This is a genomic window from Streptomyces sp. NPDC045899 (assembly GCF_056431485.1).
This window is the reverse complement of record NZ_JBWKKP010000010.1, coordinates 197,355-220,145: the sequence shown is the minus strand read 5'-3', so window position 1 is coordinate 220,145 and position 22,791 is coordinate 197,355. Positions and strand designations below refer to the sequence as shown.

The 22,791-nt window shown below is 72.1% G+C and carries 21 protein-coding genes; 15 read left to right on the top strand and 6 right to left on the bottom strand.

The features are described 5' to 3' along the window. Positions 1-5 precede the first annotated feature (5 nt). Together cbiQ and AC07FT_RS17470 are read left to right on the top strand one after the other, a co-directional pair. Positions 6-752, top strand: coding sequence for a cobalt ECF transporter T component CbiQ (cbiQ, locus tag AC07FT_RS17475; protein ID WP_471197851.1), 747 nt, complete (start codon positions 6-8; stop codon positions 750-752). Continuing rightward, entirely contained in the window at positions 749-1,600 is an 852-nt protein-coding gene (locus AC07FT_RS17470; protein WP_479176946.1) for an energy-coupling factor ABC transporter ATP-binding protein, read from the top strand. The genes cbiQ and AC07FT_RS17470 overlap by 4 nt, the downstream gene beginning before the upstream one ends. A 282-nt stretch (positions 1,601-1,882) precedes the next feature. On the opposite strand, the gene AC07FT_RS17465 is transcribed toward AC07FT_RS17470, so the two are convergent. Then, on the bottom strand, positions 1,883-2,833 hold the full coding sequence (locus AC07FT_RS17465; protein ID WP_479176945.1) for an RNA polymerase sigma-70 factor: 951 nt from the start codon (positions 2,831-2,833) through the stop codon (positions 1,883-1,885). Between the two features lie 173 nt (positions 2,834-3,006). Between AC07FT_RS17465 and AC07FT_RS17460 the strand changes: the two genes are divergently transcribed. Beyond that, complete coding sequence (locus tag AC07FT_RS17460) at positions 3,007-3,492, top strand: carboxymuconolactone decarboxylase family protein (protein WP_479176944.1); 486 nt, start codon at positions 3,007-3,009, stop codon at positions 3,490-3,492. Here the strand turns inward: AC07FT_RS17460 and AC07FT_RS17455 are convergent. Together AC07FT_RS17455 and AC07FT_RS17450 are read right to left on the bottom strand one after the other, a co-directional pair. Then, positions 3,407-4,060 carry a phosphopantetheine-binding protein gene (locus tag AC07FT_RS17455; protein WP_479176943.1) on the bottom strand — a complete coding sequence of 218 codons (654 nt, stop codon included), beginning with the start codon at positions 4,058-4,060 and terminating at the stop codon, positions 3,407-3,409. The two genes, AC07FT_RS17460 and AC07FT_RS17455, sit on opposite strands and share 86 nt — an antisense overlap. Positions 4,061-4,108: 48 nt before the next feature. Then, a complete protein-coding gene (locus AC07FT_RS17450; protein ID WP_479176942.1) occupies positions 4,109-4,786 on the bottom strand; it encodes a KR domain-containing protein in 678 nt (225 codons plus the stop codon). 101 nt (positions 4,787-4,887) lie between these two features. Between AC07FT_RS17450 and AC07FT_RS17445 the strand changes: the two genes are divergently transcribed. Continuing rightward, positions 4,888-5,310, top strand: a complete 423-nt coding sequence (locus AC07FT_RS17445) for a hypothetical protein (protein WP_479176941.1) — start codon at positions 4,888-4,890, stop codon at positions 5,308-5,310. After that, on the top strand, positions 5,280-5,414 hold the full coding sequence (locus AC07FT_RS17440) for a hypothetical protein (protein ID WP_479176940.1): 135 nt from the start codon (positions 5,280-5,282) through the stop codon (positions 5,412-5,414). The genes AC07FT_RS17445 and AC07FT_RS17440 overlap by 31 nt, the downstream gene beginning before the upstream one ends. Positions 5,415-5,599: 185 nt before the next feature. On the opposite strand, the gene AC07FT_RS17435 is transcribed toward AC07FT_RS17440, so the two are convergent. Beyond that, positions 5,600-6,574 (bottom strand): cation diffusion facilitator family transporter, encoded by a 975-nt coding sequence (locus AC07FT_RS17435; protein ID WP_479176939.1) that lies wholly within the window; start codon positions 6,572-6,574, stop codon positions 5,600-5,602. 288 nt (positions 6,575-6,862) lie between these two features. Between AC07FT_RS17435 and AC07FT_RS17430 the strand changes: the two genes are divergently transcribed. From AC07FT_RS17430 to AC07FT_RS17400, 7 genes are all read left to right on the top strand, one after another. Beyond that, positions 6,863-7,270 carry a VOC family protein gene (locus tag AC07FT_RS17430; protein WP_479176938.1) on the top strand — a complete coding sequence of 136 codons (408 nt, stop codon included), beginning with the start codon at positions 6,863-6,865 and terminating at the stop codon, positions 7,268-7,270. A 415-nt stretch (positions 7,271-7,685) separates the two neighbouring features. Further along, positions 7,686-9,770, top strand: a complete 2,085-nt coding sequence (locus AC07FT_RS17425; protein WP_479176937.1) for an FUSC family protein — start codon at positions 7,686-7,688, stop codon at positions 9,768-9,770. A 90-nt stretch (positions 9,771-9,860) separates the two neighbouring features. Further along, positions 9,861-10,454 (top strand): O-methyltransferase, encoded by a 594-nt coding sequence (locus AC07FT_RS17420; protein ID WP_479176994.1) that lies wholly within the window; start codon positions 9,861-9,863, stop codon positions 10,452-10,454. A gap of 301 nt (positions 10,455-10,755) precedes the next feature. Further along, positions 10,756-11,988: a cytochrome P450 family protein gene (locus tag AC07FT_RS17415; RefSeq protein WP_471197918.1), complete on the top strand. Its 1,233-nt coding sequence runs from the start codon at positions 10,756-10,758 to the stop codon at positions 11,986-11,988. A gap of 89 nt (positions 11,989-12,077) precedes the next feature. Beyond that, positions 12,078-12,770, top strand: coding sequence for a carbon-nitrogen hydrolase family protein (locus AC07FT_RS17410; RefSeq protein ID WP_479176936.1), 693 nt, complete (start codon positions 12,078-12,080; stop codon positions 12,768-12,770). 419 nt (positions 12,771-13,189) lie between these two features. After that, a complete protein-coding gene (locus AC07FT_RS17405; RefSeq protein WP_479176935.1) occupies positions 13,190-14,128 on the top strand; it encodes a trypsin-like serine peptidase in 939 nt (312 codons plus the stop codon). A 377-nt stretch (positions 14,129-14,505) separates the two neighbouring features. Further along, positions 14,506-15,603, top strand: a complete 1,098-nt coding sequence (locus tag AC07FT_RS17400) for a hypothetical protein (protein ID WP_479176934.1) — start codon at positions 14,506-14,508, stop codon at positions 15,601-15,603. 115 nt (positions 15,604-15,718) lie between these two features. Here the strand turns inward: AC07FT_RS17400 and groEL are convergent, their stop codons facing one another. Next, the gene (gene groEL / locus AC07FT_RS17395; protein WP_479176933.1) at positions 15,719-17,341 is read right to left on the bottom strand and encodes a chaperonin GroEL; all 1,623 of its coding nucleotides are present in this window, start codon (positions 17,339-17,341) and stop codon (positions 15,719-15,721) included. A 330-nt stretch (positions 17,342-17,671) separates the two neighbouring features. Here groEL and AC07FT_RS17390 point away from each other — a divergent pair, with 330 nt between their 5' ends. The 3 genes from AC07FT_RS17390 (at position 17,672) to AC07FT_RS17380 (ending at position 20,998) form a co-directional block, all read left to right on the top strand. Next, positions 17,672-19,552 carry a propionyl-CoA synthetase gene (locus AC07FT_RS17390; protein ID WP_479176932.1) on the top strand — a complete coding sequence of 627 codons (1,881 nt, stop codon included), beginning with the start codon at positions 17,672-17,674 and terminating at the stop codon, positions 19,550-19,552. A 107-nt stretch (positions 19,553-19,659) separates the two neighbouring features. Next, positions 19,660-20,424, top strand: a complete 765-nt coding sequence (locus tag AC07FT_RS17385; protein WP_479176931.1) for a YqjF family protein — start codon at positions 19,660-19,662, stop codon at positions 20,422-20,424. Between the two features lie 229 nt (positions 20,425-20,653). Continuing rightward, positions 20,654-20,998, top strand: a complete 345-nt coding sequence (locus tag AC07FT_RS17380) for a hypothetical protein (protein WP_471197938.1) — start codon at positions 20,654-20,656, stop codon at positions 20,996-20,998. Between the two features lie 84 nt (positions 20,999-21,082). Here the strand turns inward: AC07FT_RS17380 and AC07FT_RS17375 are convergent, their stop codons facing one another. Continuing rightward, complete coding sequence (locus AC07FT_RS17375; RefSeq protein WP_479176930.1) at positions 21,083-22,483, bottom strand: TerD family protein; 1,401 nt, start codon at positions 22,481-22,483, stop codon at positions 21,083-21,085. Positions 22,484-22,791 lie beyond the last annotated feature (308 nt).

The following is a 22,791-nucleotide window of genomic DNA, read 5'->3' as shown; positions in this document are numbered from 1 at the left end:
CCCCCGTGCTGCCGATCGACGAGGCGGCGCACAGCAGTCGCTGGCGCCGCCGTCATCCCGTGGACAAGGCCGTGCTCGGACTCGGCCTGACCGTACTCGCGATCTCGTTGCCGCCCTGGCCCGGCGCGGCCCTGGTGATGGTGACGGCGCTGACCGTACTGCTCGGCCCGGCGGGTGTGCCGGGGCGGCGGCTGTGGCGCGCCTACCGCGTTCCGCTGGGCTTCTGTGTGACCGGGGCGGCCACCCTGCTGGTGCGGGTCGGCGGCGACGGCTTCGTGGGCCTCGCCGACGGGGGCCCGGAACGCGCGGGAGAGCTGCTGCTGCGCACCTCCGCCGCGTCCCTCGGGGTGCTGCTGTTCGCGTTCACCACCCCGATGTCCGATCTGCTGCCGCGGCTGGTGCGGGCCGGAGTGCCCGCGCCGGTGGTGGACGTCGCCCTCGTGACGTACCGGATGAGCTTCCTGCTGCTGGACTCCGTGCGCAGCGTGCGGCAGGCGCAGGCGGCCCGGCTGGGACACACCACCCGGGCCGCCGCCTGGCGCTCGCTCGCCGGGCTCGGCGCCACGGCGTTCGTCCGGGCCTTCGACCGGGCGGCGCGGCTCCAGAACGGGCTGGCCGGGCGCGGTTACGACGGCACCCTGCGGGTCCTGGTGCCCGAGGCCCGGGTCTCCGTCCGCTTCACCACGGCGAGCGCCGCGCTGCTGGCCGCACTGATCACCGTCACCCTCGTACTGGAAGGTCCGCTGTCATGAGCGAGCCGGTGCCCCTGGTCGCCCTCCGGGGCGCGTCGTTCGCCTACGAGGACGGCCCGACCGTGCTGGACGGTCTCGACTTCGAGGTGCGCGAGGGCCGTGCGCTGGCGCTGTTGGGCCGCAACGGCAGCGGCAAGACCACGCTGATGCGGCTGCTCAGCGGTGGACTGCGGCCGCATACCGGGCAGTTGACGGTCGAAGGCGTGCCGGCCACCTACGACCGCAAGGGGCTGACCCGGCTGCGGACGACGGTCCAGCTGGTGGTGCAGGATCCGGACGATCAGCTCTTCGCCGCCTCCGTCGAACAGGACGTGTCGTTCGGCCCGCTGAACCTGGGCCTGCCGCATCCGGAGGTCAGGGCGCGGGTCGCCGAGGCGCTCACCGCCCTGGACATCGCGGCCCTGGCCGACCGCCCCACCCATCTGCTGTCGTACGGCCAGCGCAAGCGGACCGCCATCGCCGGCGCCGTGGCGATGCGCCCGCGCGTCCTGATCCTCGACGAACCGACCGCCGGGCTCGACCCGGACGGGCAGGAGAGGCTGCTCACCACCCTCGGCGGGCTGCGCGAGAGCGGCACCACCGTGGTCATGGCCACCCACGACGTGGATCTCGCGCTGCGCTGGGCCGATGACGCGGCGCTGCTCACCCCGTCCGGTGCGCACACCGGCCCCGCGGCCACCGCGCTGTCCCGCACCGACCTGCTCCGGCAGGCGGGACTGCGCCTGCCGTGGGGGGTGGCCACCGCCGGACTGCTGCGGGCGCGGGGGCTGCTGACCGACACCGAGCCCGGACCGCGCACCCCGGACGAACTCGCCGCCCTCGCCGCGGGGGTGCCCACCGACGGCTGAGCCGCGGCGACACGACGCGGATCCCGGGGCGCCGGACGGCCGGACCCGGAAACCCTGCCGGGGCCTCTGAGGAGGAAGCGGCCCCGGCTTCTGCGTGCTCCCCAAGTGACGCAGCCGGGTGATCGCGTGACAAGCGTTCCGACGGGACATCACCCCGTTGCCCCAGCGCACGGCACCACCCCCGTCCCCCACTCCCCCAGCCGACCCCCGGCGCACCCCGGCGCCCGCACCCGCGCTCCGTGAAGCACGTTCTGTCCGGAGGACCGCCCGTGAGGGGGCGGCTCAGCGGCGGAGGGGGGTTTCGTGGTGCATGTGGGAGAGTTTCTCGGGGTTGCGTACGGCGTAGAAGCCGGTGATGAGGCCGTCGTCGACGCGTAGCGCGAGGACGGTGTCGATCGCGCCGTGGAGGTGGAGGATCAGGGCCGGGTAGCCGTTGACCTGGGCCGGTCGCAGTGAGCCCTCGGCGGAGATCCGGGTGAGTCCGGCGGCGAGGAGGCGGGCCACCTTGTCGGCTCCGACGACGGGGCGCGGGACGGCCCTCTTGATTCCGCCGCCGTCGCCGAGGAAGACGACGTCCGGGGCGAGGATGTCGAGCAGGCCCTGGATGTCGCCGGTCTCGGCGGCCCGCTGGAACGCGTCGAGCGCGTCCTTCGCCTCTCCACGGGAGACGGGCCCGCGGGGGCGGCGGGCCGCGACATGGGAGCGGGCGCGGTGGGCGATCTGGCGGACCGCGGCCGGGCTCTTGTCGACGGCTTCGGCGATCTCGTCGTACCCGAGGTCGAACACCTCGCGCAGGACGAACACCGCCCGCTCGGTGGGCGTGAGCGTCTCCAGCACCAGCAGCATCGCCATCGAGACGCTGTCGGCCAGCTCGACGTCCTCGGCCACGTCCGGGGTGGTCAGCAAGGGCTCGGGCAGCCAGGGGCCGACGTAGGACTCCTTGCGGCGACCGAGCGCACGCAGTCTGGTCAGGGCCTGGCGGGTGGTGATCCGGACCAGGTACGCCCGCTGGTCCCGTACCGTGCCGAGGTCGACACCCGCCCACCGCAACCAGGTCTCCTGGAGGACGTCCTCCGCGTCGGCGGCCGAGCCGAGCATCTCGTAGGCGACGGTGAAGAGCAGATTGCGGTGGACGACGAACGCCTCGGTGGCGGGGTCGGTGCCTCCGTCACCGGCGGACCGCCCGGCCGTGTCCTCCGCGCCCGCGCCGTACTCGCCGTCCTGGCTCTTCATCACGTACCCCCGCCTGTCCGCTCCCGATGCCGTCACGCGCACAAGACGCCGCTCGCCACCGCCGTGTGACATCCACGGCCGGTGGCACACGTCACACCGGCAGGGCGTCACACCGGGCGGCGCACCGGCGTCTCGTGTTCATCCACCGCACCACCACATGTGAGGACGAGGCCATGGACGCCCGATTCAACCTGTTCGACAACGCGTTCGCCGACAAGTTCATGAAGCGGTTCGCCAACGCCGGCATGGTGCTCCACCAGTCATCGCTGCCCGCGTCGACCCAGGAACTGGTGTCCTTGCGCGCCAGCCAGATCAACGGCTGCGGCTGGTGCATCGATATGCACACCAAGGAGGCGGCGGCCGCCGGTGAGAGCGCGGTACGGCTCCACCTGGTGGCCGCCTGGCGGGAGTCCACCGTGTTCACCGACGCCGAGCGGGCCGCGCTGGCGTTCGCCGAGGAGGGCACCCGGCTCGCCGACACCCACTCCGGTGTGTCGGACGAGACCTGGGCCCGGGTGCGCGAGCACTACGACGATGACCAGACCGCCGCGCTGGTCTGTCTGGTCGCGCTGATCAACGCGGCCAACCGGCTCGCCGTGACCGTGCACCAGCGGGGCGGTTCCTACGAGGCGGGCATGTTCGCCGCCGCGCTCGGCTGAGGCCGAGGGGCGGACACCAGCGGCCCGGCCCGCGTCCTCGGACGCGGGCCGGGCCATGACGCCACGGGAGCAGGAGGCCACGGCCGAAGTGGCGGCCCGTCAGCCCCGGCGGGGCCGCCTGCGGGCCGCCGACGACCGGCGGGGGGGCACGGTCCTGGCCCTTGTCGCGGCTCCGCCCCAGGGAGGCGTCGGAGGCGTCCCGGACGGTGCCCGACGCGTCGTCGAGGAACGCCGACAGGGCGCCGACCGTCGGATGGCGGAAGAGATCGACCATCGAGAACTCCCGCTCCAGCGCGGCCTCCAGCAGGCCGTGCACCCGGGAGAGCTGCAAGGAGTGGCCGCCCAGGTCGAAGAAGTTCTCCTGCGGGCCGACCCGGTCCAGGCCCAGCACCTCGCACCAGATCCGGGCGACCAACCGCTGGGTGGGCCCGGCCACTTCGGCCGCGTCACGCGGCCGGGCGGCGTGGCGCAGGGCCCCCCGGTCCACGGCCCCGTCGGCCGTCCGCGGCAGCGCGGCCAGCTCCGCCCGGTGACAGGTGGCGGGGACCCCGTAGCGGTCGGGCAGCACGGGGGGGCGCCTCCGCGGCGGAACCGCCACCGGACTCGGTGTAGGCGGTCAGCCGCTCGACGGGACGGACGGGCGCCTCGAGGCGCCCGCGGATCCACGGCCTGGGGCGCGCTGCCGCAGCGTTCCGGCGAGGTGGACCACCCCGGACGGGGAGAGGGACCAGCGGTCCTCCGCCCGCCGCAGCGCGGCCCGCACCTCGTCCTCGCGGCAGACGTCGGCCGCGGCGTAGAGCACATGCTCGCTGCGGGCGCGCAGCGCGCGGTACACCTCCAGACGGCGGCCGGTGGCATCGCCGCTCGCGATGCGGTCCGCCCACCCCTCCTCCGGTGGCAGCGGGGTACGGCCGAGGACGAGCAGCCGCGCGTCATACGCGTCGAGCAGATGGGCGCAGATCTCCACGCCGATCCCGCCGAGCCCGCCGGTGACGGCGTACAGCCCCCCGCGGTGGAACGGAGCGGCCGTGGTGGGCGACCCGGCACGTACGGTGGCCAGCCGTGGCACCCGTCGCTCACCGTCCCGTACGGCGGCCTCCGGCTCACCCCGCCGCGCCCCCGACTCGGCCAGCACATGCGGGAGTTGCGCGTCCACCGGCGCCTCCGGCAGATCCAGATGGGAGCAGTGCAGCCAGGACACCTCCTGGGCGAGGCTCAGCAGCAGGGCGAGCCGCGCCGCGCGGTCACAGTCCAGCACATCGCCGGGGACGACCCGCTGGGTGTGGCGGCCCACCACCCGGAGGGTGATCCGTCCTCCGGCGCGCCGGGCGGTGATGGCCTGGAGCAGATGGATCAGAGCGGCGGTGTCCCCGGGGACGGTCCACCGGCCGCGCGGTGATTCTGCTCCCCCTGGCGACCACGGCCGCGTTCGCCTCGGAGCCGCGGTTCTTCGCCTTCCCGGTCAGCCTCCACCAGTACTGGTTCGTCTACACCTTCCCGCTCACCCGGCTGCTGGAGTTCGTACTCGGCATGCTGCTGGCCAGGGCCGTACTCGAAGGGGTGCGGGTGGTGGTCCGGTTCCGCCACGCGCTGCCCGCGCTGGCCCTCGGATACCCGCTGGCGGTCCAGGTGCCGTTCCTCTACGCGATCAGCGCCGTGCTGGTCGTCCCCAGGCCCTGCTGGTCCTCGCGGGCGCGGGTGCCGACATCCGGGGGTCCCGCTCCTGGGTGCGCACCCGGCCGATGGTGTGGCTGGGGGACGTCTCGTTCGCCTTCTACATGGTGCACATGCTGGTGCTCCAGTACGGCTACCGGCTGATCGACGAGAATCACGACGCGTCCCGGACCGTGCGCGCGGGGTCGGTCGTCCTCCTCTTCGCCGCCGCGCTCCTGACGGCGTGGGCGACGTACGCCCTCATCTAGCGTCCGGTCACCCGCCGCCTGGGATCGGGCCGTCCGCCGCGGAGCGGCGGGACGCAACGGACCACCGCCCGCCGCGCCGACGGGGACCGCGTGGCCCCCTGAGCCCTGTGAGCCGGGTGGACCGGCTCACAGGGCTCGGGGCAGGACGGCCGTACGGGGGCCGGCCCAGTCCCGGTCAGGTGGTCTCAGTGGACGGAGGTCTCGTTGCGGCGGACCGTCCCGTGCGGGTCCTCGCAGTGCGCCCCGGCCTCCTCGCCCGGACCGACGCCCACCAGGTGCTCCGGGGCGTGGTCCACTTCCAGGGTCGCGTGCCGGATCCCGTACTCCTCGCGCAGTCCCGTCTGGAGCGCCTTGCGCACGGCGTGACAGTCCCCGCCGGGCTCGACCAGGACGTGGGCGGACAGGACGACCTCACCCGAGGTGATCTCCCAGATGTGCAGGTCGTGCACCTCGACCACGGTGTCGTACCGCACCATCCGTCCGCTCACGTCATCCGGCTCCACACCGGGGGGCGCCCCCTCCAGGAAGATCCGTCCGGAGTCGCGCACCAGCGACACCCCGGACCTCACCATCAGCACCACCACCACGAGCGAGGCGATGGCGTCCGCCCTGGCGAATCCGGTCAGCATGACGACCGCGCCGGCCACTGCCGTGGCGATGAAGCCGTACAGGTCGGTGAGGATGTGCTGGAAGGCGCCCTCCACGTTCAGTGAGGAGCGATTGGCCTTGGACATGCACCAGGCGGCGATGACGTTCACCACCACACCCGCGAGAGCGGTCACCAGCACCATCGTCCCGCCGACCTCCGGCGGGTCCACCAGCCGTTCCACGCTCTCGTAGGTGAGCCAGACCGACAGCAGGAGCAGGGTGAGGCCATTGGCCTGCGCCGAGAGGATTTCCGCCCGCTTCAACCCGTAGGTGTACCGCCCGTGGACCGGCCGGGCCGCCAGCCTCATGGCCACGAGGGCCAGCGCGATGGCGGCGGCGTCGGAAAGCATGTGGGCCGCGTCGGAAAGCAGCGCCATCGATTCGGCGGCAAAAGCGACAACGACTTCCACCGTCATATAGGCGACTATGAGTCCCAGCGATATCGATAACCAGCGCCAGTCGGCGTCCTTGTCCACATGATGGCTGTGCCCGCCGTGTCCCTGATGGTGCAATGGAGACGATTTTCAATGGCCCGGAACGCCTTACTAAAGCCTATTTGAGAGGACCGCTCAGGAATTCGTTACGCATTTTTGAGCCCTGATGACGTCGCAGATGGCCGAAAACCACGAGCCCGCCGCACCGCGGGCGGAGCCGGGGGCCGGGCCCGGAGCGACGGCCGGAGCCTTGTCCCGGCCCGGCGCGCGGTGGAGCGGTCCAGAAGTTCACGCCCGCCGGGCGATGAGTTCCGCGGGGCCGCGCAGTCCACCCCTGTGGAAGGCCACACACGAAGGAGACGGCCCGTGTACCAGCAGATGATCTTCGTAAACCTCGCGACGAACGACCTGGAGACCTCGAAGAAGTTCTTCACCGAGCTCGGCTACGCGATCAACCCGCAATTCACCACGGATGAGTGCGCCTGTGTGGTCATCAGCGACACGATCGTCGCCATGCTGCTCACCAGACAGCGCTACCAGGACTTCACCAGCAAGGAGATCGCGGACTCCACCACGACCTCGGAGGTGCTGCTCTGCCTGAGCGCCGAGAGCCGTGCCAAGGTCGACGAGCTGGTGGACAAGGCGCTGGCCGTGGGCGGGTCGCCCGCGGGCGAGACCCAGGACCACGGCTTCATGTACGGCCGGTCCTTCCAGGACCCCGACGGTCACACCTGGGAAGTGGCGTGGATGGACCCGGCGGCCATCCAGGGCTGAGCCGCCCGGGACACCCCTCCGGCCCCGCTCCGGTCACCGCGCGGCCCGGCGGGCGGCCGGAGCGGGGCCGGGCGGCGGCTACGGCGCCCGCGGGGTACGGGTCGGTCACCCGGGTCCGCCGCGGCCGGACGGGTGCGTCCGGCCATCGGGTGGGAAGCGCTCACTCCGACGGAGGCACAGGGGGCGGAGCAGGTGCGGGCGGGCCTCTTCGGCCCCGGCATCGCCCGCCGTACCCATATCTCCCCCCGCACGGTGCAGACGCATGTCTCCCATGTGCCCGCCACGCCGGGCTTGAGCGGCCGCGTCGAACCGGCCGCCGCCGCGGGGCGCCGCCACGCGGCCTCACCACCGCCGCGCCACACTGGGACGAAGGCGGCGGGACGGGACCGGCGCGGACGCCGGGAGAGGAGCGCGCATGCCGCAGCGGCCGTCGCTCTCCGCGTCCGTCGACGCCGGACGGCGGGCGCTGCGCGTCACGGTGGCCGCGGCGGCCGGGTTCTACCCGGCGGTGCATCTGCTGGACCAGCCGGCCGCCGCGATCTACACCCTGTTCGCCCCCGTCGCGTTCGGCGTCCTCTCCCCGCTGCCGGGGTGCGGACGGCAGCGGGCGGGCACCGTGCTGCGCGCCCTGCCCACCGCCGCGGCGCTGGTCGTCCTCGGTACGGTCCTCGCCGTGGGGACGTGGCCCGCCGTGGCGGGCATGCTGCTCGTGGGGTTCGTCCTCCCCTTCGGCGCGGCGTGCGGTCCGCGGCTCGCGGGCACCGCCCCCGGTCTCCAACTCTTCTACATCCTCGCCTGCTTCCCCCCGTACGCCCCCGACACCCTGACCCTCCGGCTGGCCGGACTGGTCACCGGCACGGTGCTGCTGAGCCTGTGTGAGCTGGTGCTCCTCCCCGAGCCCCGGCAGCCGTCCTACCGCGACCGGGTCGCCGACGCGCTGGACCTCGCGGGCCGTGCGATACGGGCCGGGGCCCCCGATCCCGGTCTGGCCGCGCGGCTGCGGGCGGCCGGCCGGGGGCTGCGCTTCTCCCGGCAACCGGCCGGGACCCGCCCCACCGGGGCGGGCCGGAGGGACCACGCGCTGGCCCAGGCGGGATCCGCGACCCGTCGGCTGCTGGACCAGCTCGCCGCCCTCGCCGGGCTCCCCGCCACGCCCGCGGACGTGGCCTCCGAGACCCTCCTGCACGGCACCGCGGTGATGTGTGCCCGGACGGCCGGCGCCCTGCGCCGGTCGCGCCCCGCCACCGGGCCCGAACTGCTCGAGGAGATGATCGAGGAGTTCATGGCCGCGCGCGGCACCGCCCCGGAACCGCGCGCCACCCCCTCGCACGCGCTGTTGCTCCGGCAGTCGACGGCCCTGACGGCCGCGGTGTCGGCGGTGACCGTGTGCACGGCCGTCGCCCTGACGACCGGTGGCCGCCGCCCGGTGTACGGGCTGCCCCACGAGCAGTTCTGGTACGCCGACACCGGCACGGTCCGGCTGTGGTACTTCCGGATCAGGGGTAACCTCACCCGGCGTTCCGTGGTCTTCCAGAACGCCGTCCGTATGGCTCTGGGTCTCGCCCTCGCCCGCCTGGTGGCCGGATCGCTGGACCTCTCGCACGGCTTCTGGGTCCTGCTGGCCGTCCTCACCCTGGGCCGCACCACGGCGGGCGCCACCTGGTCCGCCGCCCGCTCGGCCGCCGCCGGGACCCTGCTGGGGGCGCTCGCGGCCGGTGCGCTCATCATCGGCGCGGGGGACGTGACCGAGGTGTACGCCTACCTCCTGGTGCCGATGATGCTGCTGGCCTTCACGGTGGGGCCGGTCGGCGGACCGGCCTGGGCGCAGGGGCTGTTCACCCTGGTCGTCTCCACCGCGTTCGCCCAGATCGCGGCCGTCTCCTGGCGGCTCGCGGAGGCCCGTTTCCTCGATGTGCTGACCGGGAGCGCGGTCGGTCTGGTGTGTGGTCTCGTCGCCTGGCCCTCCGGGGCGCGCGCCGAGATCCGGCGGGGTGTCGCCGCCCTCCTCCGGGCCACCGCGCCACTGGTGCCCGCCACCGTCGTGGCCACGACCGGCCCTGACGGCCCCGGACGGGTGCGGGAGATCGCCGACCGGGCGCTGTGGGCGACCCATCACCGGCTCCGTATGGCGCAGGCCGCGTATGCGCAGTACCGCGCGGAACCCGCGCCGCGCCATGGCGACGAAACCGGTTCCGACTGGCTCGCCGCCCTCAACTTCGGTAGCCGGGTGCTGGTCGGGGCCTACTGGCTGCCGCGGTCGGAGGGCCCGCGGACCTTCCCGCCCGCCGCCCTGCGCTGGGCCCGCGACGCCGCCGGGGAGCTGGAGGCGGTGACCCTCCGGGCGGCGGACCTCCCGGCGGAGGGCATCCGGATCCGGCTCGCCCAGCTGCCGGCGGACATCGCGGCACGGACCCCCGCGCGGGCCCTGCCCCTCCTGGTCGACGTGGAGGTCTGGCTGCGCGCGCTCGCCACGGACCTCGAGACCGGCACCGGCGGCTGAGGCATGCGACCGCCGCGTCCGCCCGGTGGTGGAACTTCCTGCGGACGCCTCCGCCGCCGGATAGCGTCATGGTCATTCCGAAGGGGGTTCATATTCATGGCAGAACGTGCGGTACCGCCCCGGGTGGCGCTCGCGGAACGGGCCGCCACCGAGATGGGGTTCACCAAGAGCTGTCTTCCCGACGTGGGCAGACTGCTCCGGCTGACCGCCACGGCGAAGCCCGGTGGGGTCATCGCCGAGAGCGGCACCGGCTCGGGGGTGGGCACCGCGTGGCTGCACAGTGGCCTCGGCGCCGCTGCCCGCCTGGTCACCGTCGAGCGCGAGGAGGAGCTGGCCCGCCGAGCGGCCGGCATCTTCGCGGACGACGACCGCGTCAGCGTGCTCACCGGGGACTGGCGGCTGTTGGAGCGCCACGCTCCGTTCGACGTCTTCTTCTGCGACGGCGGAGGGAAGCGTGACGCCCCCGAGCAGGTCGTCGAACTCCTCGCTCCCGGCGGCGTTCTCGTCCTGGACGACTTCACCCCGTCGCCCCACTGGCCTCCACGGTTCGAGGGCGAGGTGGACGAGCTGCGCCTGTTCTACCTCACCCATCCGGACCTGGACGCGACGGAGGTCCTCACCACACCGACCACATCCGCGGTGGTCGCGGCCCGCCGTCCCAGCCGGGTGGAGGTCACTGTCTGAGGGACCCGGGGCATGGAGGGGCGGACGGCCTGGGCATGTCCGCCCCGGGCCGTCCGCCGCGCGCACCGGTGTGATGCCCGCACCGTCTTGTGGCACATCGCTCATGGCCCTGACAATTACCCCCGGAACCAGCGGGGTTGACCCTTCCCGGCGAGGAGGCGGAGCAGATGCGGCAGGGCGAGGGAGCCCACCCCGTACGGCGCCGCCGCGAGACCGGGGACGCCGTACCGCCGGTGACACCGCACGCCCCACGGCGCAGTGACCCACACCGCGGTCACCGAAGCCCTTCCGAAGGAGTCACGTGTCCGAGCAGCCGAAGCTCATCCTCGACCCCACCGGCTCCGACCACCACGCCGAGCACCGGGCCCTGCGCGCCCGCGGCCCGGCCACCCGGGTGGACATCCTGGGTGTGACCGCCTGGTCCGTCAGCGACCCCGCCCTCCTCAAGCAGCTCCTCACCGGCTCGCACGTCTCCAAGGACGCCCGCGCCCACTGGCCCGAGTTCGACACCGCCGTCGCCGACTGGCCCCTCGCCCTCTGGGTCTCGGTCGCGAACATGTTCACCGCCTACGGGAGCGACCACCGCAGGCTCCGCCGCATGGTCGCACCGGCCTTCAGCGCCCGTCGTATCCAGGCCCTGCGGCCCGCCGTCGAGGCGATCGCCACCGCGCTCGTCGACGACCTCGACACCCTCCCGGCCGGGGAGGTCGTCGATCTGCGCGACCGGCTCGCCTACCCGCTGCCGATCGCGGTCATCGGACAGCTCATGGGGGTCCCCGAGGACCGGCGCGACGGGTTCCGGGCTCTGGTCGACGGGGTGTTCGCCACCACACTGACCGCCGAACAGGCCGCGGCGAACACGGTCGCCCTCTACCAGGCGCTCGACCAGGTGATCGCGGCCAAGCGCAAGGAGCCCGGCGACGATATGACGTCGTTGCTCATCGCCGCCCACGACGACGAGGGCGACGGCAGGGGCTTCACCCACGACGAACTGCGCGACACCCTGGCGCTGATGATCAACGCCGGGTACGAGACCACGGGCAATGTGATCGACCAGGCCATCACGACCCTGCTGACCGACCCCGAGCAGCTCGCCCACGTCCGTGCGGGCCGCGGCAGTTGGGACGACGTCGTGGAGGAGACTCTTCGGCACGAACCCGCGGTGAAGCACCTGCCCCTGCGCTTCGCCCGCGCGGACATCCCTCTGCCCGGAGGACAGACGATCCGCAAGGGCGAGGCGATCCTCGCCTCCTACGCCGCCGCCAACCGCCACCCCGACTGGCACGGCGCGTCGGCCGATGTCTTCGACCTCACCCGGCCCGCCAAGGACCACATGGCCTTCGGCCACGGTGTGCACTTCTGTCTCGGTGCCCCGCTCGCCCGCTTCGAGGTCGCCATCGCCCTGCGACTGCTCTTCGAACGGTTCCCGGAGATGGAACTCGCCGTCCCGGTGAAGGAGTTGACACCACTGCCCTCCCTGATCAGCAACGGCCACCAGACCCTCCCCGTTCGCCTGCGCCCACTCCCCCGCTGACCCGGACCGGCTGCCGGGCACGGGAGTCCGCCCCCGGAAACGCGGCCCGCGGTCAGGGTGCTCGTACCAATCGACGAGGGGAGTTCCCGGTGCGGCAGCCGCTGAGCGTCGCCGTGGCACAGCCGAGGTGCGCGGCCCATGAGGTGGCGGCCAACGCGGTGGCCCACGCGGAGGCCGTGCGGGCGGCGGACGCGCGGGTGGTGGTGTTCCCCGAGATGTCGCTGACGGGGTACGAGCTGGACGCCGCGCCGGTCTCCCCGGAGGACGAGCGGCTCGCGCCGATCGTCGCCGCGTGCGCCGGGACCGGAGCGCTCGCCCTGGTCGGGGCGCCGGTACCGGGTCCGCATATCGGCATCCTGGCGGTGACGGGGGACGGTGCGCGGGTGGTCTACCGGAAGGTCCATCTGCACGGCGACGAGGGCGTCCACTTCATGCCCGGTGAGCATGCCGTGATCGATGTGGACGGGTGGCGGCTGGGGCTCGCCATCTGCCGCGACACCGGGATCCCCGAACACGCCGCGCGGACTGCGGCGCTGGGCATCGACGGCTATGTGTCCGGTGTCGTCCACGGCGAGGACGAGGCCGGGGTGCACGGGGAGCGCGCCCGCCGGGTCGCGGCGGAGCACGGTGTCTGGGTCGCCACGGCGGCCTTCGCCGGTCCCACCGGCGGTGGCTTCACCCGTACGTCCGGCCGTTCGGGGCTCTGGTCCGCCGGTGGAGAGCTGATCGCCGAGGCGGGCACCGCCCCGGATGACCACGCGCGGGCGGTCTTCCGCGGATGAGCCGGCCGGGGCCCGATCACGGCACCGGCTGTCCGTGCCCCCCCGGGGGGCGTCCGAGCGGCCTCCACCCGGGACGGGGGCGCAGTCACCGCCGGCATCGCCGTCTTCGACACCAAGGGCGCGGCGGACGAGGCCGAGAAGCAGGCCGAGGGCCGGGGCACGGCCCTGAACGGGGGGAACTTCTGTCAACGCATCGGCTCCTGTCCCACCGGACGCGACGACGGACCCGCGGAGGACATTCCCTCCCGGCACCGCAACGTACGGCGGAATCGCGGAGGAGACCACTCATTCGGTGAAACCCGGACCGGCGACTCGTCATCTTCGCGTGCGGACCAACGGTCCGTACCCACGGGGCCCGTACCCACGAGCCCCGTACCCACGAGGCATTGCCGACCACCTTGCCGAGGAGAACTCCGCAGATGACCGCTCACTCCCCCCGCCGCCGGAACACCGCACTCGCCGCCCTCGTCGGCGCGGGCGCCGCCCTCGCCCTCATCGCCCCCGTGTCAGCCGTCGCCGCCCCGGGCGGCGGGTCCTCGGCCCCCGCCGCGGAGAGGGCCGCCGCCCCGGTCGTCTCCACCGCGTCGTACACGGTGAAGGAGCGCCGTGACGCCCTCGCCTACTGGACGCCCGCCCGGATCAAGGCCGTCGGGGAGTCCACCGACCTCGGGCCGACGCCCCCGAACGTCAAGCCCTGGAAGGGCACCGAGATGAAGACCGTCGGACGGCTCTTCTTCATGAACGGCGACGGTGAGGACTCCTGGTGCACGGCCACCGCCGTCACCAGCGCCAACCGCTCGGTGGTCATGGCCGCGGGCCACTGTGTGCGCCGGGGTGCCGCACCCGACTTCACCTACACCGAGATGGTCTTCGTCCCCGGGTACCACCAGGGCAAGCAGCCGTACGGCGCCTTCCCGGTCCGCGCCACCCTCACCCCGCGCACCTGGGCGGAGGAGTCCAGCAACGACGTGGCCGCCCTCGTCGTGGACGCCGACAAGCAGGGCCGCAAGCTCACGGACGTCGTCGGTGGCCAGGCCATCGCCTTCGACCGCCCGGTCGGCGGCACGATCCGGGCCTTCGGCTACCCCGCGTCGCGTCCGTCGCTCGGGGAGGAACTCCAGCACTGCACGGGCAAGGCGAAGAAGGCGCCACAGGCCGGTGAGCAGGTCATCCCCTGCGGTATGGCGGGCGGTTCGAGCGGTGGTCCGTGGCTGGCGGACTTCGACACCACCACGGGCAAGGGCGTTCTGGTCTCGGTCAACAGCCACGGTGAGGGGCTGCAGGACACCGAGAAGATGTTCGGCGCGGTGCTGGGCGGCACCGCCAAGAAGGTGTACGACCAGGCACAGCGCGGCTGATCACACGCCGCCGTTCCGCACCGCCGCCCGATGACAGCGCGCTGGTGCGGACAGCCGTAGGGGGTCAGCCGGTCCGGCGGCCCCCTACGGCCCCTCGGGACGTCCCCGAGCTCACTCCTGTGGTGAATGGCGAGCCACCCTCATGCATGGCGCGCCATCGGCGCCATATCCCGAATTTCACCAGTATCCACGCCTGAGTAAGAACTACTCTCTGGTGCGCATTCCCGCCGGGGATACCGTGAGCGCGCGCTGAACTCGCCGTATATGTCGGCACATTGAGGAACGTCATTCATCGGCGTCATTCCCTCGGACATGTTCTCGCGCACGGGCTCCATTCCAGATAGTTGGCATTTCCCTCACCTACGGGAGCAGGCTCAATGGACAGAAGGAACTTTCTGCGAGGCACCGCTGGAGCGGCCGGTGTTCTGGCCCTCGGCGGGGCCGCCGCGGTCGGCGGCGCCCAGCCGGCGGCGGCCGCGAGCGACGGCCGCCTTTCCCAGTGGTACCGCTCCCGGGAGGACTACCTGGAGAGTGAGGACCGTTTCGCCTGGACCGATGAGTGCCAGGGGCTTTCCCGGGCGAGGTACGGTGCCGAGGACTGGTGGTGGGTCGTCTGCTGCTCGACGGAGGAACTGCCGGAGTGGCGGGGCATCCACAAGCTCAACTTCCGCTGGGAGCGCGTGGACTTCCTCGCCTATGACGAGAACTGGTGGCCCGAGGGGGACAACAAGGACCACGTCGGCGCCATCCACGCGAACGACCACATCGTCTCGGGCAAGTACACGGGACGGCTGTACGTTCCGGTCGAGCACGGGACACCGCGCGTCTGGATCACGAAGCCGTTCGGCGCCGCGGACAAGACCCCGGGGCAGATGTACTACCTGGGCATCGCGGGCTCCGGCCGGTACCAGACGAGCGCCCCGTGGTGCTCCACCGACCTGGACGACCCCCGTCACGTCGTACCGTCGGGCTCGGTGCTGATTCCCCACGGCGGATACCTCTACAGCTCCAACGATGACACCGACACGGTGTACGGGTACAAGTACAACTCCGCGTACCCCGGTGGCGCGCCGCCGAAGTTCGGGCAATTGCAGGCGATGCGCGCGTCCAGGATGCCGCACGGACTGGTGAATATCGCGGGTGGATTCGTCAAGGGCGGACGGCTCTATGTCTCCCGTGAAGGAGACCCCGGCCAGATCATCTGCTTCAAGTTCGGTCGCGAGAACCCCAGCACGAGCATCCACGACCTCGATCCCATGGTGATCGAAGGCACCTACACCGTCACCGAGACCGACGACGTGGTCGACGGTGCCACGGAGATCGAGGGCCTCTGCTACGCCCCGGTCGAGTGGAACGACGGCCAGGGGCACCGCTCCAAGGTCAGCATGGTGGTACTCGACCAGAACAGCTTCACCGGACGGCAGGACAACGTCTGGATCAAGCACTACGACATGCCGGCCCACCAGGCACCCTGATCGGAGCAGTGGCGCCCGGCACCGAGCCGGGCGCCCGTTCCGGCCACCGCGGCGGGACCGGGCGGACACCTTTTCGGCCGTCCGCCCGGTCCCGCCGCGCCGTCGTGCCCACCGGCTACTCCGGTCGGCCGTCCACGATCACGACCTCGGTGGTGAGCAGCAGGGACACGACCGACGCGGCATGGGTGAGCGCGGCCCGCACGGCCTGAGCGGGATCGATGACACCGGCTTCGAGCAGGTTCGCCCGGCGCCCCGCGAGCACGTCGAAACCCTCACCCGTCTCGAGCCCGGCCACCTCGGAGGCCACCACGGCCCCGTCGTGGCCCGCGTTCTCCGCGATCCACCGCAGCGGTTCGGCGAGGGCACGCCGGACCACCCCGATACCCACGGACTGGCCGTCCGGTGTGCCCGGAGGGCTGTCGAGCACCGTGGCCGCCTGCGCGAGGCATGCGCCGCCACCGGGCACGACTCCCCCCTCGAGGGCGGCACGGGTGGCCCACACCGCGTTCTCGACCCTCGCCAGGCGCTCGTCGAGCTCCGCCCGGGTGGCGGCACCGACCTTGATGACACAGGATCCGCCGGCCAGATTGGCCGCCCGCGCGAGCAACTTCTCCTGGTCGACGCGCTCATGGGGCGCGGTCCGGCGCGCCGCCTCGGCCTTGATGTGATCGCTCCGGAGCGCGATCTTTGGTGCCGAGCCCTCGCCTCCGACGATCGTCGTGCCCCGGCGGGTGACCGTCACCTGGTGGGCACCGCCCAGCACACCCAGGCCGGCCTTCTCGAGGGTGGGCCCGGCTTCATCGGCCACCACGGTCCCACCGGTCACCGTGGCGATGTCCCCGAGGAGCGCATCGCGGTGTGCACCCGTTCCCGGAGCCTTCACGGCCACCGTCGTGACGACGCCCTGCTCGTTGTTGGCGAGCAGGGCCGACAGGGCGGTGCCCCGGACGTCCTCGGCGACGATCAACAGCGGTCGGCCGGAGTCCTTCTCGAGCATCCTCTCCAGCAGGGGCCGCAGCGCGTCGAGGGACGTGATCGCGCCCCGGTGGACCAGCACGAGGGGGCGGTGCAGAACGGATCGCCCGCTGACCCGGTCGGTGGCCATCTCCGGCGACAGATATCCCCCGGCCAGCTTCACCCCTTCGTCGAACTCCAGGTGAAGACCTAGAGCATGGCCCTTCTCCACCGTGACGATGCCGCCCTTCGCCATCGTTTCGACCATCAGGTCGCCGACTTCGCGGTCCTTCGCCGCCAACGCGGCCACGGCGGCCATCTCCCCCGGACCGTCGAGGCCGCGGGTGACGGACGCGAGGTACTCGGAAACGGTGCGTACGGCCGCCTCGATGCCCTTCCGCATCGCCACCGGGTCGGCACCGGCCGCGACATTGCGCAGGCCCTCGCGGAGCATCGCCTGCGCGAGCACGAGGGTCGTGGTCGCTCCCTTGCCCGCCGTCCGCTTGGTCCGTACGGCCGCCTCGGTGACGAGCCGGACACCGAGGTTCTCGACGGGGTCGGCCGGTGCGGTCTGCCGGGCGATGAGGAGGCCGTCATTGGTGACGGTCAGCCCGCCGCCCTGCACGTTCTTGAACGCGCCGCCGTCGGGCCCGACCTCGACGTTTCCGATGACAACATTGCGGCCCAGAGGTCCGATCGTCACCTTGGCGACGTCCGCGAGGGAGTTCACGCCCCGCTGGAGCGAACGGCGCGCGGCTTCATCAAACAGCAGGGTCCTGGACACCAGTCGACGCACACTTTCTCGTGTGGGGACCGCCTCCCCCGGTGGCAGCTGGGATCAGCGAGGCGGTGAGGGCACGGCGGCACGGGAGTTGTGCCTGCCGCTGTGATCCTCCCAGGTCAGCGCGGGCAGAAGGTGAGTAGTCGATACTCACACGCACCGTCGGGGCGCGGGGTATCCGGGCGGTCTCCACCCTCCGCCACCGGGAGGGTCCGGCCGGTGACCGCGCATGCGTACGAGGCGACACCCATCACACCGACGGGGCTGGTCGCCGTCCGGACGATGGGCCAGACTGCTCACAGTTTCCAGGCCGAACGATGTGAAAGGTCCCTGATGGGCGCGTATGAGGAGACTTACCACCGAAGCCTCGAGGATGTCGAAGGGTTCTGGCTGGACGCGGCGGGGGCGATCGACTGGACCCGGTCACCGACCCGGGCCCTGGACGACTCCCGCGCCCCGCTCTGGCGGTGGTTCCCCGACGGTGAGCTCAACACCTCGTACAACGCGCTGGACCGGCATGTCGAGAGCGGCCGGGGCGACCAGACCGCGCTGATCCACGACTCCCCGGTGACCGGTACCGTCCGGCGGTTCAGCTACGCCGAGCTCCGTGACGAGGTCGCGGTCTTCGCCGGGGCCCTGCGCTCGCTGGGTGTCACCAAGGGCGACCGGGTCATCGTCTACATGCCGATGGTGCCCGAGGCGGTCGTGGCCATGCTGGCCTGCGCCAGGATCGGCGCGGTGCACTCGGTGGTCTTCGGCGGCTTCGCGCCCAAGGAGTTGGCTGCCCGTGTCGAGGACGCCGCACCGAAGGTGATCGTCGCCGCGTCCTGCGGGATCGAGCCGACACGGGTCGTGGAGTACCAGCCCATCCTCGATGCGGCGCTCGGCCTGACCGCGCACCAGCCCGACCACGTCGTGGTCCTCCAGCGCGACAGGGCGCGGGCCGAACTCGGCGGACGCTACCTGGACTGGGCGGAGCTCGTCGCCGGGGCCCGGCCCGCCGATCCGGTTCCGGTGGCGGCGACCGATCCGCTGTACGTGCTGTACACCTCGGGTACCACCGGCAGGCCCAAGGGCGTGGTCCGCGACAACGGCGGCCACGCGGTCGCGCTGGCGTGGTCGATGTCCGCCGTCTACGACATCGGTCCGGGCGATGTGTGGTGGACCGCGTCCGACGTCGGCTGGGTGGTCGGCCACTCCTACATCGTGTACGCGCCGCTGCTGATCGGTGCCACGACCGTGCTGTACGAGGGCAAGCCGGTCGGCACCCCGGACGCCGGGGCGTTCTGGCGGGTGATCGGCGACCACGGTGTGAAGGCACTGTTCACCGCCCCCACGGCACTGCGGGCGATCAAGAGGGTCGACGCGGAGGCCACCGAGCTGGAGAAGTACGACCTGTCGTCGTTCCGCACGCTCTTCCTGGCCGGGGAGCGGCTGGACCCCGAGACCTACCACTGGGCCCATCAGAGCCTCGGCACACCGGTGATCGACCACTGGTGGCAGACCGAGACCGGCTGGCCGATCGCCGCCAACCTGCACGGGCTGGAGCCGATGCCGGTCAAGCCCGGGTCGGCCACGGTTCCGGTGCCCGGCTGGGACGTGCGCATCCTCGACCAGGACGGCACCGAACTGCCCGCGGGCCGGGAAGGCGTGATCGCCATCCGGCTCCCGCTGCCCCCCGGCGCGCTTCCCACCCTGTGGGGGGACGACCGGCGCTTCGTCGAGGCGTATCTGTCCCAGTACGACGGCTACTACCTGACCGGTGACTCCGGGTACCGCGACGCGGACGGCTATCTGTTCGTCATGGGCCGCACGGACGACGTGATCAACGTAGCCGGGCACCGTCTGTCGACCGGTGCGATGGAAGCGGTGCTCGCGGCACACCCCGCGGTGGCCGAATGCGCGGTCATCGGGGTGCACGACGAGCTCAAGGGCCAGCTGCCCCGGGGCTTCGTGGTCCTCAAGGCGGGTGTCGAGATCAGGCCTGAGGACCTCCACCAGGAACTGGTCGCGGCGGTGCGCCGGGAGATCGGTCCGGTCGCCGCGTTCCGGGCCGTCTCGGTGGTGGACGCGCTGCCCAAGACGCGGTCGGGGAAGATCCTCCGCAAGACGATGCGCGGGATCGCCGACGGACGCGACGAGCCGGTGCCGTCGACGATCGAGGACCCGGCGGTGCTGGACGCTCTGCGGCCCGTTCTGCGCCCCGAGCGCTGAGTCCCCGTCGAACGCACACCGGCCGGGAGGGCACCGTGCGGACCGGCTCCCTCCCGCGCCGGGGACCGGCCGTCGGGGCCGTCCGGGAGCCCTGAGACACTGCCCCCGTGACGCTCACCCCTCGTGCGCCGGAAGCCATCACCCCGGACCCGCCCGGCGAGACCCCCCGCCCCTTCCTCACCCAGTCCTGGCTGGATCTCGCGTTCCTCCACTGGGCCGCCGACCCGGACGAGGTGGCGGCGCTCCTCCCGGCCGGCACGGTTCCCGACACCCTGGACGGGGTCACCTACGTCGGGCTCGTCGCCTTCCGGATGCACCGGGTGGGCTGGTTCCGGCTCCCCGGCATCCCCTACCTGGGCAGCTTCCCCGAGACCAATGTCCGTCTGTACTCGGTCGACGAACACGGCCGCCGCGGTGTGGTCTTCCGCTCGCTCGACGCCTCCCGGCTGATCCCGGTGGCGGTGGCCCGCGCGGCTTTCCGACTGCCCTACCTGTGGTCCCGGATGGCCGTCGAACGCGACGGCGACACCCTCACCTACACCAGCGCGCGGCGCTGGCCGGGGCCCCGCGGGGCGGGCAGCCGGATCGCGATACGCGTGGGTGAGCGCGTGACCGAACCGAGCGAACTCGAGCACTTCCTGACGGCGCGCTGGGGGATGCACAACGCCTTCTTCGCGCGTTCGGTGTTCCTGCCGAACACCCACCCGCGCTGGCCCCTGCACCGTGCCGAACTGCTGGAGTGCGACGAGGACCTGATACGGGCGGCGGGCCTGTCCACGCCCACCGGGCCACCGGTGAGCCTGCTGTACTCCCCGGGAGTGCCCGTGCGCTTCGGCCGTCCCGCACGGCCCGGCGGAGTCCCCACTCCCTGACGTGCCCGGGTCAAGGCCGCCGCCGGGACGGAGGATGGCCCGGCAGCGGCCCACCCGAAGCGCACTCTACACAGACCGGCAACTGCCCTGCGCGCTTGGATATCTGACGATTAAAGGGCTCCGTTGTGCTGGACGAGTGAAGCTGCGCCGAACCCGAGTCCTTCCCCGATGAGCTTCGTTGTGTCAGGCGTCCATGAATTCACGGACAGTCTCAGACGGAGGATTTCGAGTGAACATCGGCAAGAAGGCCTTTTTCCTGACCGCAGCGGCTGGCTCTCTGGTCGTCAGCGGTGCGGCCGGCGCCATGGCTCTGGGCAACACCAACAGTGGCTGGGTCGCCCAGTCCAACCACTGCGACACGGCCGTCGGCGATGTCGCCACGGTCGGCGGGCTCGCCCCCACCGGTGACGTGAATGTCGGTTCCGACTGCATCAACTTCACCAACCGCGGTGCCGCCCTGCAGAGCAACGAGTGCGAGACCTCGACCGGTGTGATCGCCCCGGTCGGCGCCGCCGCTCCGACCGGCGACGTCAACATCGGCTCCAAGTGCGCCAACATCGCCGTTGAGGACTGATACGTTCCACCACTGATCAGCACGCGGAACGTCCCCTTGCGGGATGGCGGCCCTGGGACCCCCGGTCCCAGGGCCGCTGCCGTGTCACCGCCTCTTGAACTCCACCGGACCCCCGTTCATCTCGATGGTGCCGTCCGTGTGGAGGACCGGGCGCCGTTCGGTCATCCGGGCGCTGTACGCCTCGACGTGGTGGATGGCCGCTCCGTCGGGAGCGGTGAAGTCCACGAGGGCGATGGCGACCCAGTAGCGGGTCCGGGTGTTCTCGAAGAGCGGGACGGTGACGGTGGAACCGCGGCCATCGGTGACGACGACCTTCGCGCCGAAACTGCGGAAGGATCCGAAACCGTTGCTGAGTGCGGAGTACGCGCAGAGCAGTACGTATCCCTGCTCGGCAGGGCGGACGATTCTGATGGATTCACGTCCGGGCACCCGTGAATCACCGTCGAGCTTGATGAAGGGCCGGTTGTTCAGCGAGCCGCGGCGCCTGTAATAGACGACATCAGCCTGCTGTTCCTTCCCCTTTTTCTCCTTCTTCGCGGATCCCTTCTTCGCGGGATCGGCCGCCCGCCCGGTGTCCCCCGCGCCGGACGATCCCGGCGGCAGCAGCGGTTCACCCTGCGGAACATGGCCGGACTTGACGAGGGTGCCGGGTGCGTCCGTCCCCCGCAGCGCCTTGGCGGCGGGCACGAACAGGGCGTACAGATCCAGGTCGGCCCCCATCCGGCGCCGCCGTTCACTGCCGCCGTCCCACTCCAGCGAGGCGGCGACCACCAGTCCGCGGTCCCCCTTGTCCAGGCCCATCGAGACCTGGCCGCCCTTGTCCAGGCTGATCGTGCCGAGCGGCGGTTTGACCAGTCTGGTACGGGGCGCGGGAGGGGGGTCCGCGGGCACGGGCGCGGCGGGCACCGGCTCGGGCCGCTCAGCCACGGAGCGCTCCTCGGGCCCTTCGGGCTCTTCCGGTTCCACGGGCTCTTCGACCCGCACCCCGAAGTCGGTGGCGAGACCGGCGAGTCCCTCGGCATAGCCCTGGCCGATAGCCCGCAGCTTCCATGTGCTCCCCCGGCGGTACAGCTCGGCCAGGAGAACCGCGCGTTCGCCGTCGACCAGCTCCGGCTGGCGGAACTCGACCGGCTCGGCGCCGACTTGCCCTACGCCGATCACCACCTGCCGCACCGCGCGGAAGGTGCTCATCGCGTCATCGGGGTCGCAGCTGCCGACGAGCACCACGCGGTCCACGTCGGCGGGCAGGGACTCCGGGTCCACCTCGATCCGCTCGGGGCCGTCGGCGTCGGCGGCGAGGTGACGGACCGCACCGGACTCGGCGGACGGCTGGTTGTAGAACACCATGTCGTCGTCGGACCTGACCTTGCCGTCCGCCGCCACCAGGAGCGCGCTCAGATCGACCGGTTCACCCACCGCACGCAACGCGACGGTGACGCGCCCCTCGGCCATGGCCGTGTTCCCGCCCTTGCCGAGCTCTTTCATACCCGTACGCCCCCGAACCTGTGTCCTCGACTTTCCCGAGCACCCTGTCACACGGGCCGGACGGCCGAGCGCGAGGACGGCGTGAAAGTGCGGATCACCCCCGGGGGATCCGGCCAGCCACGCGGCCGCCGGCAACGGTAGGCGGCCCTCCGAGCCGTAGGAAACCATGTCGCCGCACCGCGGCCGGGGGATTCTCCACCGGTCTCGGAACCGGCCCGGAATGGGAGTAGTTCCAGGGGACACCGATCGTCGACTAGACCCGGGGCGTATGCCCCCCGAGAACCGCGCCGGGCTGCTTCTGACGCACA

Excerpts from the sequence above, each read along its gene's own strand:
- AC07FT_RS17470 (WP_479176946.1), top strand. The coding sequence starts at position 749 with ATGAGCGAGCCGGTGCCCCTGGTCGCCCTCCGGGGCGCGTCGTTCGCC.
- AC07FT_RS17465 (WP_479176945.1), bottom strand. The coding sequence starts at position 2,833 with ATGAAGAGCCAGGACGGCGAGTACGGCGCGGGCGCGGAGGACACGGCC.
- AC07FT_RS17460 (WP_479176944.1), top strand. The coding sequence starts at position 3,007 with ATGGACGCCCGATTCAACCTGTTCGACAACGCGTTCGCCGACAAGTTC.
- AC07FT_RS17440 (WP_479176940.1), top strand. The coding sequence starts at position 5,280 with ATGCTGGTGCTCCAGTACGGCTACCGGCTGATCGACGAGAATCACGAC.
- AC07FT_RS17425 (WP_479176937.1), top strand. The coding sequence starts at position 7,686 with ATGCCGCAGCGGCCGTCGCTCTCCGCGTCCGTCGACGCCGGACGGCGG.
- AC07FT_RS17405 (WP_479176935.1), top strand. The coding sequence starts at position 13,190 with ATGACCGCTCACTCCCCCCGCCGCCGGAACACCGCACTCGCCGCCCTC.
- AC07FT_RS17400 (WP_479176934.1), top strand. The coding sequence starts at position 14,506 with ATGGACAGAAGGAACTTTCTGCGAGGCACCGCTGGAGCGGCCGGTGTT.
- AC07FT_RS17390 (WP_479176932.1), top strand. The coding sequence starts at position 17,672 with ATGGGCGCGTATGAGGAGACTTACCACCGAAGCCTCGAGGATGTCGAA.
- AC07FT_RS17375 (WP_479176930.1), bottom strand. The coding sequence starts at position 22,483 with ATGAAAGAGCTCGGCAAGGGCGGGAACACGGCCATGGCCGAGGGGCGC.